The following is a 13,064-nucleotide window of genomic DNA, read 5'->3' as shown; positions in this document are numbered from 1 at the left end:
TGCTATGATAAGAACTGGATGAACGGAGGCAAGGACGATGAGTTCGTTTGAATATTTCAGGGAGCATACGGAGCGGGTGCTGCTTCCGTTCTGGGAACGGGCACTTGATCACGAGCATGGAGGCGTCTTTACATGCTTCGATAATTCGGGCGCCAAGCTGATTAGCACCGACAAGTACACATGGTCGCAAGGGCGGATGATTTGGCTGCTGTCCCGCATGTCGGCGCTGATCCGCCAACGATATTTGTCCGGCGATGCAGCTTCGCTGCTCGCTCATGCGGGCAAGACGGTGAAGTTTTTGCAGCGTCATGTTTTTTTGGACAACGGAAATTGCGCGTACTTGCTGGCCGCTGACGGGGGGAAGAAGGAGCCGGTTGCGGGAGAAGGCTACGATACCAGCTTTTATGCCGACTGCTTCGTGGTGCTTGGCTTTGCCGAATATGCCCGCGTCGCCGGAGATGCGGACGTGTTGGAAGCGGCCTTGAAGCTGGGCCTGCGGATCAGGGAACGGTTGGCCGAGGGCGATGTTCGCAGCGAGCCTTATCCGGTTCCAGAAGGCTACGAAGCGCACTCGGTTTCGATGATATCGCTGAACATGTATCAGGAGCTCGCGGATGCACTGGAGGCGGCCGGCCATCCCTTCGCGAAGGAGGTTCGAGGCTTCGCCTTGTCGGCGATGGAAGCGGTCATGGAGCGATTTTTCCGTGGCGGGTTGATCCGCGAAATGCTGCCCGAGCGGCCGGAGGACAGCGATACGCTGCTCAGCCGGCATATAACCCCGGGTCATTCGCTGGAATGCATGTGGTTTGTCATGGCGGAAGCGACGAAAGCAGGGCGGTATGATCTTGTCGGTAAAGCCGCGGACGTCGTACGGAATGCGTTCGATCTTGGCTGGGACGAGGAATTCGGCGGCTTGCTGCGCTATGTCGACTGCGAGGGAGGTGCACCTAAAGGACGCCTTTCAGGCGGGCGTTACGAAACGCTTGTGTGCGATACATGGGATATGAAAATTTGGTGGCCGCATTCGGAAGCCTTGTATGCTCTACTGCTTGCCCATCGGCTTACAGGGCGCGAGGAGCTGCTGGTCCGCTGCGAACGGATGAGCGAATACGTGTTCCGCACGTTTCCGAACCCGGATGAATCGGTGGGCGAATGGATTCAAATCCGCAACCGGCAGGGCCTGCCTGAGCAGAAGCTGGTTGCTTTACCGGTCAAGGACCCTTACCATATATTGCGCAATATGCTGCTCATTATTGAATTGCTGGCGGCGGAGTCCGCTCAGCCTGACAGGGGGTAAGCGCTGTGGACGCTGCGAATGACGATATGCTGCAGCTGGGCTGCGCCAAAATCAACATCACCCCGCTCCATCCGCTGCCGCTTGCGGGATACGGCCACCGAACAGGCGATTTTCAAAGCGTCAAACGGGAGATTCATGCCCGTATACTGTATTTTCGCCGGCAAAACGGGGCACAATGCTTGGTTGTCTCCGCGGATTTGCTCTGTTTCGGTACGGATACGCTTGTCGGTTTAAGGTCACATTTGCACAGCCGGTTCGGTCTTCAAGACGAGCAGCTGCTGTTTCACGCTACGCACAGCCATTCCGGCCCGCAGACGTCCAATCTGTTTACACCGATGCTGGGCAGTGCCGATCCTCAATATGTCGCGTATTTGGAACGACAAATTGTCGCCGGCGTCGAGCAGGCTGCGCAGACGTTCGAGCCGGTTACGGTGGAAAAAGGCATAGGTTCATGTGAAATGGGGGTATACCGCCGCGTGATGACGGAAGAAGGCGTCATGATGGCTCCGAATCCGCATGTCGCGGTCGATTCGGAGGTCAATGTGCTTCGTTTTGCCGTTCCCGATAGGGGGACGAAGGCGCTGCTCGTTCATTATGCTTGCCATCCGACGACTTCAGGAGACAACGATCTGTCCTCCGAGTATCCGGGAACGGCGATGGATATGCTGGAAGAAGAAGCGGACGACGGTATCGTCGCGGCCTTCCTGCAAGGCTTTTGCGGCGATGTGCGTCCGTCGCTTGTACGCGACGGCGGCTTTTATCGCGGCAGCGATGCGGAGATTCGGCAGCTCGGGAGAAAACTGGCGGACGAGGTGCAGGCCGTGCTTGCCCGTTCTATGCAGCCGCTCGCGGTCGGCTCGCTGCGCGCGGTTACGCGGCAGGTGCGGCTGCCCGCGCAGCCTGCGCCGGCGACGGACGAGCTGAGGCGGTATGCCGCAGCCGGGCTGCAGGAAGACGCCGGCGGCGCCGGGGACGGGACGGCAGCGCCATCCGCCGCTGTGGGGTCCCCGAACGGGTCCCGGCCGTCCGCCATCGATGCGTTCACGGCGGCTCCGGCCACCGCCGCGACAGCCGGCCGACAGCCGGCATCGGCCGCCGGGCAGCTCAAGCAGCTCGGCCCGGACCGCGAGGTGCTAGCCGCCTGGAGCCGGTTTCTGCTCGCAGAGCCGGAGCGGCTGCATCGGCCCGCGGCGCTGGAGCTGAGCGCGATTGAGCTCGCGCAGGGCTGTACGCTGCTGGCCGCGAACGCTGAGCTGGCTGGCGCCTATGGCGCCTACGTCAAAAGCCGCTTCGCCGGAAGCGTGCTCCCCGTAGGCTACAGCAACGGCCTGCTCGGCTATGTCTGCACCCGGGAGCAGCTCGCCGAAGGAGGCTATGAAGCCGTCGATTTCATTTATTATTTCGGCTTGCCCGCCCCGTTCGCCGCGGAAACGGAGGAAACGGTCCGCGCTGCGATGGACGGTTTGTTTGAGGGCTGAAGCGGTCAGAGCTATATTGCCGGATGCCGCCGGTTGGCAATAACGGCAAGTCTGATGATCGCCTTCCTGTTGATTGTCGCTTTTGCGAGCCTGCGAGGCCCAGCCCCCAGCATACGATGAAGGCGGTGCGCAACAATCAGATTCGATTTACCCCGAATTGGATCGTTATGAGCTGGTGGCATTTCGGACCGTACCAGATTATCGATTACTTGCTGGGGCCATCTATTCTTGATAAGCGATAGTTGAAACATAGGATGCACAGCCTGCCGTTTACGTTTACGGCGGGCTGTTTTCGTTGCCGTAGGGCGGCGCCATCATCGTAACGGACTCCAGAGCCCTTAATTTGGGCCAAACGTAGGTTTTTAAAATGTAACGAACCGAGGTGACGTTATTTCGCAGCAGATGGTGCAAATAGTGGCAGGAGCGCCATACAGCGGCTTTCCTGTCCGTTAAACGCGGAAAGGAAGAAAATGGGCCAAATAACGGCATCTGAGTCCGTTACCCGCGGCCTCGAGCAAACGTTACTTATAAAGCTCTACCGGCCCATCGGTGAACAAAGTAAGGAGTGGGGTGGGGAAGTTTACAGGCGTATGAGGTCGATCGCTGTCATGCAACCGTACCGCCTGGTGTGAAAAACCGTTGTTGAAGCCGTGTTCCACCGCCTGGTCTAATCAAAGGTACACGGCTTTAACAACGCGTGGAACCCCATACCCATTTCTCGGAGCGCACAACGTAGGGATTTATGCATCGAGAGATTGCCCGTTTTTTTTTCGGACGGTTCTCTTCATTTCCGACAGAAAAACAAGCCGCGCGCAAAAATGAGCTGCGGCTGCAATAAAATGCTATCCATAAAACCGGGCGATGCAAAAAAGTTAGATTGTGTGCACCTTTTTATGCGGATATAGTAAGAACTGCTTCAATAAGCAGGTAAAATAAGGAGGATGCGAAAATGACAGGAGGAAATAAGGGAAAGGTTTGGCCGTCGGAGAAGAAGTCCTACCTGGACCCTTTATCCGGATTGCCGATCACGCAGCTGACGGATTATACGGCGCACAGCTATCATGTATACTTTACCGAAAACGGCTGGTACGACGGGGGGCAGCGCATTTTATTCATATCCGACCGGAACAAATGCGACCAACTTGTACGGCGTTCATGTTCAATCGGGAGAAATCAGGCAGCTGACGGATTTATCCGGAAGAAACGGCATCAGCGTGTGCCTGAATCCGCAGGGCACCGAAGCTTTTTACCGCTGCAGCGACCGGGTAATCAAGCTGGACTTGGCGACCTTGGAAGAAACGATGCTGTATGAAGCCCCGCCAGGCTATCATTTGGGACAATTAAGCTGTACCTCGGACGGCAGCCATGTGATTACGGTGCTGTCGGAAGATTTGTCGCAATCGATCCGCATCGATCTCGGCAACGGCTATGTCGGCCACAGAGAAATTATGGAGGCGAAGCCGGATTGCCGAATTATCCGCATACCCGCGCAAGGCAGCCAAGCCCAAGCGGAAATCCTGTTTCAGGACTATAATTGGATCGGACACATCAATACTTCTCCGACGAACCCGGGGCTTATTACCTTTTGTCATGAAGGTCCCTGGCAGCTGGTCGATCACCGGATTTGGGGATATGATCTTGCTTCGGGAAAAGCATGGAAAATCCGCGAGCGCAAAGAAGAGCGTGAAATGGTCGGTCATGAATATTGGATGCAGGACGGGGAGTCGATAGGCTACCACGGCTTCCGGGCGGACGGCACCGGATTCATCGGCCGTATCAAGCCCGATAACACCGGTCTGGAGGAGGTGGAGTTCGCGTTCCGCAATTGGCATGCCCATTCCAACGATTTCTCCCGGGTCGTCGCGGACGGACGGTCGCCGCTTACCGTTATGGTGTATTGGAAAAAGGAGAGGGACGGCGGCTTTACCCGGCCCAAAATATTATGCGAGCATCGCTGCAGCTTCCATGTGCAAAACGTTCATGCGCATCCACGCTTTAGTCCGGACGGGAGCAGGCTGCTGTTTACGACGGATAAGAACGGCTATGGCAACCTGTATATGCTGGATATCCCCGAGCAGGCCGGCGCACTGCCCGAGCTCCCGGCTCAATAAGGCTTCAAGCCCCTGTTTGCTGGGCCGATGGGCACGTATCATTTTTTTGCGCGGATATCCATTATTTGTAATCGCTGCGGTTTCGTACGTTCACAAAAAAGTGCGGTTGCAGGAAACGTTCGGCTCGGCTAACCTGAAAACAGAAGGCGCTTTGCCTGTTATCAGCAAATCGTTTTATGTAATCATCGTCGTTTTATATCGGCAAATCAGAGGGAGGATCGAGTATGAACAAAGCCGCTTTTACTTTTGTCTGCATGACGACAGTTGTTTCATTGCTTGCGAGCGCATGCAGTTCGGGTTCAGGTTCCGGCCCAAGCTCAAACCCGGGCGATGCCAAGGGGAATCAGGCAGGACAGACTGCGAATCAGGAAGGGCCGGTTGACATCACGGTTATGACGAACTTCTTCGCCCAGACTCCGGCAGCGGATAATACGGAATTTGAAAAGAAATTGGAGCAGTTGACGAATTCCAATCTGAAAATTCAATGGGTTTCATCGAACAATTATAACGATAAGCTGAATGTGACGTTAGCGTCGGGGGATATGCCGGATATGGTTTATATCAGCGACCCTTTCACCCAAGTGTTCCGCACCATGACGGCGCAGGGCGCATTTTGGGATGTCAGCCCGTATATCAAAGATTACCCGAATTTATCCCAGTACATCGATAAAGTTGCTTGGGATTCAACCAAAATGCAGGACGGCAAAAATTACGGCGTGCCGCGCCCGCGCTCGGTCGACGGCGAAACCTTCCTCATTCTGCGCCAGGACTGGCTGGATAATCTGGGGTTAAAGGTGCCCAAAACATCCGATGAGCTGTACCAGGTTATGAAAGCGTTCACGGAAAACGATCCTGACAAAAACGGCAAAAACGATACGATCGGATACGGAGGATATTTTAACGTTGACAGCATGGGAGGAATGAGCCCCTTCGAAGCGATCTTTACAGGCGCGACCGGGGATTGGAAGCTGCAGCAGGACGGAACACTGGCATATGTCCCTTTAATGCCCGAGCAAAGGCAAGCGTTGGAATATATGGCCAAGCTGTACAAGGAAAAGCTGCTGCCTGAAGATTTGGCCGCTCTGAAGGTCAGCCAGGCGCGCGATTTGTTCAAAGTGGGGAAAGCCGGCGTTGTGTCGGAGAAAGACGGCACGATGGCCAATTATGTGAACGAACAGCGGAAAATCGACCCTAAGGCGAATGTGACCGAACTGGTCGATGTGAACGGCTACAATCCGAAAGGAAGCGGCTTTGCCGGTATTTATGCGATTCCGAAGAAGGTGCCGGAAGCGAAAATGAAGCGGATTTTGAAAGTCATGGATGCCGGGATGAACAAGGACGTATATGAATTGATTAAATACGGTTTGGAAGGCGTTCATTACAATGTGAAAAACGGTGAAAAAGTGATCAACGTCGAAGCCAAAAACCGCGATGCGATTGGCGATTATCAGCAAATTTTCATCGGCGGCCCCCCCGATCCGGAGTACTTTAAGGTTTCTTTCCCGAAAGAGATTTTCGGGGACATGGGCGACAGGTTCGCCAAGGCGCAGGAAGAGCGGCGGAAAACGACCGTGCCGAACTATGCGCTCGGATTGTACTCGGAAACGCAGCAAAAAATCAACGCGGAGCTGATGAAAAAAAATCAGGATTTAAAAACGAAAATCGTCATCGGCGTCGAGCCGCTTTCCGCCTGGGACGATTATGCTGCCAAGCTGAAGGCCGATCCGAACGTCGCCAAAATGATTCAGGAAATCAACGCGGCTTATAAGCAGCGTACGGCAGCAGGCAAATAGACAGAAAGAAGGCGCCGGCCGTAAGCTTCGTATAGCTTAAGGGTTGGCGCCTTTCGCATATATTTAACCCGACCGGTACCGTTCGCGGAATTGGCCTGGCGTGATGCCTTCGTATTTTTTAAATACGCGTGTGAAATAATTGTTCTGGTAACCGACACGGTCGGCGATATCCGTTATTTTCATATCGCTGCCGAGCAGCAAATCTTTCGCCCGTTCGATACGCAGATTGGATAAATAGTCGATGAAGTTCGTACCTGTAATTTGTTTGAACACTCTGCTTAGCGTGTAGGGGCTCGTTCCGAATTGATCGGCGCAATATTCAAGTGAAAGATCGGTCATCATATAGCGTTCTTTCAACATGACGACCGTCTTATCCACCATTTGCTTCAAGTGATAATCCTGCTTGCTGATCAGCTCCCGGATGATCGGCTCGATCACCTGATTTTGGAACCACCGCAGCAAATCCGCTTTTTCTTTATGGGAGACGAGCTGTTCGAACAGATTGGCGCCCTCGTATATTTTCATCGTGTTGACCCCCGATTGCATCAAGGTATGAAGGATACCGCCGAGCAGCTGCAGCATGGCATGCTGAACCGTAACCTCGTGCAGACATTTGTCGGACAGCTCCTGCAGAAACCGCCCGATCAGCTTCACCGCATCATCTTCGGAGCCGCGTTGAATGCAGCGTATAATTTCTTTTTCCAGCGCCAACGGATAATAAAACGCATTGGACGGGTCGGAAATGTTCAATTCCTCCTGATCGATCACCTGGTTCTCGTCGGACAAATTCCGGTAGCTTAACGCCTGTCTGGACTCCTCTAACAGAAAAGGAATCTGCTTGATGTGCTGCGTCATTTTGCTGATCGAGAGCGAAATTCGCATTTTCAGTATACGATGAATCATTTCCATTAATTGTTCCGCAAATCCGCGCAAATGTTTTCTCGTTTCTTTTACCGGCATTTCCGAGGGAACGGCGACCAGCAGCGCTATCGATAAATCGTGAAAATTAAGCACGTGAAACTGTTCGAAGTTTTGTTCCGCCAATTCTTTGGCGATATTGGCAGCGGCAAACGTAAGTAATCCTTCATCCCCGGGCGAGAAACGGCCGTTCAAGTTGGATAATCCGGAGAGCTGAACGATCAGGATGACAAAAAGCCTGCCGGACAGGTCCCATCCGTATTGGCTGAGACGCTCCGCGATCTCTTCCTCGTTCAACGCAAACTGATAGCCTTGCACGAATTGGTGAATAAAGCTTTCGCGCACAATCGGCAGATGATCCTCCAGCCGGTTCCGCAGCGACCTGCTTTCCTGTGCCATACGGGTCCACTGGCCTTCGATCCACTCGAACTCGTCTTTATTATCGGACCGTTGATCGCCTCCGCGTTCTCTCTTCAGCAAGCGGACCAACCGGTCGATCGGCGAGTACAGCCGGTGCGAAGCAAGCCAGGATAAAACCAGCGCCAGCATTAATCCGCCGAAGCTGACCACCAAAAAGATTTGCGATATAAAAATAACCGGCTTCGTGACGGCCGTAAGCGGAGCGGCGGATACGTAGATCCACGTCGTTCCGAGCCTGCTGAACTGCCCGTAGGAAACCGAATAGGCGACGTTGTTGTAATTAAACAGAAAAGCGTCCGGCTGGTTTTCATTTTGAGCCAGTTTTGCGCGCAGCGCGTCGACCAGGTCATCGTTTTTTTCTTCATTGCCGGATATGATCCAGCTGCCGTCCCGGGGCATAAGAAACGTGGACCCTTCATTGTACGGGGTCAATGTTTTCAGCAGCTTCACCATCCGTTCTTTATTCAGGGAGGCCGTAATAAAACCTATAGGCTCCGAACTGCCGCCGGGTATATGATTGACAACCGTGATAGCGGTTTCATCGTCCTGCAGCGTTTTGTGGCGGAAGCCTTCCGTCCAAAACATCGGCTTTTTTTGCTGCAATAAATGCTGGTAGCGGCTGATGTCCGATTGATCCTCCAAATAAACGTAAATATTTTTGTTGATAATAAACGGCCGGGGCGTGTTCAAATACAGCTCGACCCCTTGGATGAGCGGATGGTTGCCTTCCATCACGAGCAGCGTGCGGTAAAGATCGAGAATTTGCTCGTATTTATAGCGGAAATCGAGGTTTTTCAGCTTATCGTCGAATTTCGGATCGAATGCCCAGTGAGCGAACATCATTTCCAGATATGCAAATTGATCGTCTATGTTTTCCGCACGCTGCACGATTTGGTTGCGGTGCAGCCTCAGCAGCTCATTGCCGATGTTTTCCTTGGCCACCCAATAGATGGCCAGGCCGATAAATAGTCCCTGTATGCTCGTAATAAGCAGGATGATACTCCATATTTTCCGGTAAAACACTCTTTTTAATGTGGGATCACTCTTTTTGTACGTTAACCAAGACTCCAAGATCAAGCCGATCACCTCATCATCCTGCAGTTGTTTTTCTTAGCAATTCTATACAGAAGGTCGGAAACCCTACCTCCGCTTCCAAAAAATAAAGGCGCGTCCAATACGCGCCGCAAGCTGCTGCAGTGAACTCGTTCAGCTTTGCTGAACATCGGGGAATCAGATGGGGACTCTCCCCCACCTGATTCAAGGCCCGCCTTAGAGGTGGAGGTCTTAACCCGATAAAGTCGTAATCGGATAAAACGAATCCGGCTTTGTTTATCCTTTCACGGAGCCGACCATGGCCCCCTTGGCAAAATGCTTCTGCAGAAACGGATAAACGGCAAGAATCGGCACGGTCGCGATGATGACGGCGGCCATTTTCAGCGTCTCCGAAGGAGGGGGCTGGGCATATACGTCCGAATTCAGCTCGCTGTTGGTAGCCGTAATCAGCATATTTTGCAGGAATACCTGGATCGGCCATTTTTCCGGCTGGTTCAAATATAAAATCGCGGAAAAAAACTGATTCCAGTAGCCCACCGCGTAAAATAACCCGAAAGCGGCCAGCGAAGGCAAGGAGAGGGGAATAATAATGCGAAACCAGATGGACAAATCGTTGCAGCCGTCCATCGCAGCCGATTCTTCAAGCTCGGTCGGGATGCTGTCAAAAAATCCTCTCATTAAAATGACGTTCCATCCGCTGGCGAGCGCAGGAATAATCAACGACCAGATGCTGTTGATCAGCCCGATATCGCGAACCAGCATGTAGGAAGGGATCATCCCGGGACCGAATAATATGGTGAATAAAATCATCATCATGATTTTTCTCCGGCCCCGCATTCTTCTGCGCGATAAAGGATAAGCCAGCGCGGCCGTGACGACCAGACTGCAAGCCGTTCCTACCGTAGCGAGAAACGCGCTGTTGCTGAGCGCTCGAACGAATGATTTCGTCGTCAACAAGTATTCGTACGACTGGAACGACCATTGCCGGGGAAACAAAATAAACGGCTTGCTCAAATATTCCGACGGCTCGGTGAAGGAAACGACCAGCACGTAATAAAACGGGAAAAACGTCACAATGGCAATCAGGGCAAGAACGGCGGCAATTATAATTGAAAACAACCGGTCGCTGATCGAATGCTTCATTAAATTTTCGCCCCCTTAATAGACGCCTTCTTCGCCGAATTTTTTGGCCAGCTTATTGGCCAGCACGACCAACGCCAGCCCTACCACGGCCTTGAACAAGCCGGCCGCCGTGCTGTAGCTGAACTGCGCCTGCTGAATTCCGACGCGGTATACATACGTATCGAACACTTCCGCAACCTGGGATACGGCCCCGTTGTACATGAGGAACACCTGCTCGAACCCGACATCCATAATGTGGCCCAATCGCAGGATGAGCAAAATAATAATAACCGTACGCATGGCAGGCAGCGTAATATGCCACATTTGACGGAGCCGGCTTGCTCCATCGATCTTCGCCGCTTCGTACAGCCCGGGATCGATCCCGGCAATCGCAGCGAGGAAAATGACGGTCCCCCATCCGGCTTCCTTCCAAATCGACTGCAGCGTAAGCATGATCCAGAACGCGTCGGGATTGGTCAGCACATCGATGCGGGCGAAACCGGCGGCGGCAAGCATTTTGTTGAACAAGCCTTCGCCCTTGGCGAAAAGCAGAAACGTCAAGCCCGCAATTATGACCCAGGACAAAAAATGCGGCATGTACACGATCGATTGGACAAATCGTTTATAGAGCTGGCTGCGCATTTCGTTCAGCAGCAAGGAAAGAACGATCGGCAGCGGGAAAAAGAACAGCAAATTGAGCAGGCTGATGCCCATGGTGTTGCGGAACAGCAGAGCGAAATCCGGTATCGTAAAGAAGTGGCGAAAATGCTCCAGGCCTACCCACTGGCTGTCCCAAATGCCGGTATATGGGGAATAGTTTTGAAACGCCATCAAAATGCCCCACATCGGGACGTATTTGAACAGTAAAAAATAGACAATACCCGGCAGCGCCAAAATGAATAAATATTTATCGCGCCTGACATCCGTCCAAAGCCGGGGAAAATATCCGTTTCGGGCCGCAGACAGCCGCGCTTCTTTGACGGCGGCTGTCTGCGGCCCGTTTCGTCTTTCCGCTTCCATAGCATCACACTCCTCGTAAGTCGTAAATCATGTATAGTCATCAATATATAAAATGCAGCGGTTTCCTACAACCGCACTTTTTTGCTCCGTTCGTTTCAAGCTGTAGTATTATTTTGTAACGACGGCAGTGTGCGGAACAAAATAATGCGGTTGCGGTTCAAGGTTCGGTTGGTTACGATCAATAACAGTTTGGATCATAAATGGAAAGTCAGGAGGATCTTGTATGAGCTCAACGACACAACCGGAATGCTGCTTGTTATTGGGCAAGGTAGATATCCGGAGCGCCGGTCCCCGGTGCAAGCTGCTGCTTGGCGATCTGGACGGCGACGGACGAATGGAAATCGTGATGGTGCAGCCGGGCGACCGGAAAGATGTCCGTCATATTCCGCATCAAGTGCAATGTTTGACGGCGTACGATCTTCTTGGCAATCTGCTTTGGCAGACAGGCAAGCCTAGTGCTGAGGCTGGAGGACCGGGCGCGGATTACCCGGCGCAAGTGTATGACTGGGACGGTGACGGACGGCTTGAGGTCCTTTGCGTCATGGATGACAGGCTTGTCATTGTGGATGGCGCAACAGGAATGATCAAGCAGACGCAGGCGCTGCTCGATCCGCAGGCTCACGACTGCATAATCATTGCCGATTTGTCCGGCCGCGGGCGTCCGGGCGATCTCATTTTGAAAGACCGTTACTCGCGGATGTGGGCATTCGACCGGCAGTTTCAGCTGCTGTGGACGCATCAAGGGAACACGGGGCACTACCCGTGGGCATACGATTGGAACGGCGACGGCCGGGACGAAGTGATGGCCGGATACGATATGCTGGACCATCAAGGCAAGCTGCTGTGGTCCTGTCATGATCTGGAAGACCACGCCGACTGCATCTGGACCGGCGACGTGAACGGAGACGGCGAACCGGAGCTCGTCATCGGGGGAAGCGTGACGGTGATGTACGATCGGCGCGGCAAGGAGCTGTGGAGGTACGAAGGGTCGGTGGAATCGCAGCATGTGGCGCTCGGCAAATTCCGCGATGACCTGCCGGGGCTGCAGGTCGCAGGGCTGGACCGGCTCGTACGGGAGGATACGGGCAAGCGGCAGAAGGGCCTGGATGCCATGTTCCTTCTGGATGCGGACGGCCGGGAATTATGGAAAGAGAAGCGGACGACAAGCGGCTGGTTGACGATCGTCGAAACGATCAGCCATTGGGACGACGGTCCGCTCGATTATATATTGGCTTACCGGAGAGGCGGCGGGATCAATCCTACGCTGTACGACGGGCATATGAACGCTGTCGTCAGCTTCCCGGTCGACGGTTATGTGGCTCATGCCGATCTGCTTGGAGAGGGGAGAGAACAGGTGATCATCTATGATCATGAGGCGGCTTCGATTTTCGCCAGCAAGGAAACCGACCTGTCCAGACCGGTTTCCGGCAAACCTTTAAAGCAAATTAAACGGCTTTACAGCTCCACGCTCTATCCCGGCGGTCAAGTGGAATAAGCGGCTTGTTATTTTGACATGCAAAATGTGAAGAAGCAAGGAAAAATATACGTGGAGGTCGATTTTGCACAACCTGCTCGTACGGTGAAACCGAGGAGTGGAATCGAGTGCTGTCACCACACATCCATCCCTCTCAACGCTTAAACGTATATCCTACACCAAGGACGCCGCAAGGCGTTTTTTATTTGTTTAGGAAATTATGCGCAGCAAATTTCTGTGGAAACCGGGGGCTCCCCCAAAAGTAATCGGAATTGGCTTCAGAGCTTCACGTCACTTTTGGGGGACTTTGTTCTGCCCTTTGCCGGCGAGACGTAAGCGCGTTTATCTCAATCTATTTATATAACTCGGTACAATTAA

8 protein-coding genes are annotated in these 13,064 nt (G+C 53.3%); 5 read left to right on the top strand and 3 right to left on the bottom strand.

From position 1 onward, the window contains the following. The first annotated feature begins 37 nt into the window (after positions 1-37). The 4 genes from E1757_RS31125 to E1757_RS31110 all read left to right on the top strand — a co-directional run bounded on the left by E1757_RS31125 (position 38) and on the right by E1757_RS31110 (position 6,679). Positions 38-1,297, top strand: a complete 1,260-nt coding sequence (locus E1757_RS31125; protein ID WP_133235649.1) for an AGE family epimerase/isomerase — start codon at positions 38-40, stop codon at positions 1,295-1,297. A 5-nt stretch (positions 1,298-1,302) separates the two neighbouring features. After that, a complete protein-coding gene (locus E1757_RS31120) occupies positions 1,303-2,775 on the top strand; it encodes a neutral/alkaline non-lysosomal ceramidase N-terminal domain-containing protein (RefSeq protein ID WP_133235647.1) in 1,473 nt (490 codons plus the stop codon). A 1,061-nt stretch (positions 2,776-3,836) separates the two neighbouring features. Beyond that, positions 3,837-4,886: an oligogalacturonate lyase family protein gene (locus E1757_RS31115; protein WP_246079667.1), complete on the top strand. Its 1,050-nt coding sequence runs from the start codon at positions 3,837-3,839 to the stop codon at positions 4,884-4,886. Between the two features lie 224 nt (positions 4,887-5,110). Then, entirely contained in the window at positions 5,111-6,679 is a 1,569-nt protein-coding gene (locus tag E1757_RS31110) for an extracellular solute-binding protein (RefSeq protein WP_133235645.1), read from the top strand. Positions 6,680-6,742: 63 nt separating this feature from the next. Here the strand turns inward: E1757_RS31110 and E1757_RS31105 are convergent, their stop codons facing one another. The 3 genes from E1757_RS31105 to E1757_RS31095 all read right to left on the bottom strand — a co-directional run bounded on the left by E1757_RS31105 (position 6,743) and on the right by E1757_RS31095 (position 11,212). Next, positions 6,743-9,088 (bottom strand): helix-turn-helix domain-containing protein, encoded by a 2,346-nt coding sequence (locus E1757_RS31105; RefSeq protein WP_133235643.1) that lies wholly within the window; start codon positions 9,086-9,088, stop codon positions 6,743-6,745. A gap of 258 nt (positions 9,089-9,346) precedes the next feature. Next, entirely contained in the window at positions 9,347-10,213 is an 867-nt protein-coding gene (locus E1757_RS31100; RefSeq protein WP_133235641.1) for a carbohydrate ABC transporter permease, read from the bottom strand. Positions 10,214-10,228: 15 nt separating this feature from the next. Continuing rightward, positions 10,229-11,212 carry an ABC transporter permease gene (locus tag E1757_RS31095; protein ID WP_133235639.1) on the bottom strand — a complete coding sequence of 328 codons (984 nt, stop codon included), beginning with the start codon at positions 11,210-11,212 and terminating at the stop codon, positions 10,229-10,231. 223 nt (positions 11,213-11,435) lie between these two features. Between E1757_RS31095 and E1757_RS31090 the strand changes: the two genes are divergently transcribed. After that, on the top strand, positions 11,436-12,707 hold the full coding sequence (locus E1757_RS31090; protein WP_133235637.1) for a rhamnogalacturonan lyase family protein: 1,272 nt from the start codon (positions 11,436-11,438) through the stop codon (positions 12,705-12,707). Positions 12,708-13,064 lie beyond the last annotated feature (357 nt).

Origin of the sequence: Paenibacillus piri, from assembly GCF_004354045.1 — a bacterium.
GTDB classification, from domain to species: domain Bacteria; phylum Bacillota; class Bacilli; order Paenibacillales; family NBRC-103111; genus Paenibacillus_S; species Paenibacillus_S piri.
The sequence above is the reverse complement of the archived record's forward strand: the minus strand, read 5'-3'. Positions and strand labels throughout refer to the sequence as shown.

What these genes read in the sequence shown, in the direction of transcription:
- E1757_RS31100 (WP_133235641.1), bottom strand. Translation starts at nt 10,213, where the DNA reads ATGAAGCATTCGATCAGCGACCGGTTGTTTTCAATTATAATTGCCGCC.
- E1757_RS31115 (WP_246079667.1), top strand. Translation starts at nt 3,837, where the DNA reads ATGTATACTTTACCGAAAACGGCTGGTACGACGGGGGGCAGCGCATTT.
- E1757_RS31090 (WP_133235637.1), top strand. Translation starts at nt 11,436, where the DNA reads ATGAGCTCAACGACACAACCGGAATGCTGCTTGTTATTGGGCAAGGTA.
- E1757_RS31125 (WP_133235649.1), top strand. Translation starts at nt 38, where the DNA reads ATGAGTTCGTTTGAATATTTCAGGGAGCATACGGAGCGGGTGCTGCTT.
- E1757_RS31110 (WP_133235645.1), top strand. Translation starts at nt 5,111, where the DNA reads ATGAACAAAGCCGCTTTTACTTTTGTCTGCATGACGACAGTTGTTTCA.
- E1757_RS31095 (WP_133235639.1), bottom strand. Translation starts at nt 11,212, where the DNA reads ATGGAAGCGGAAAGACGAAACGGGCCGCAGACAGCCGCCGTCAAAGAA.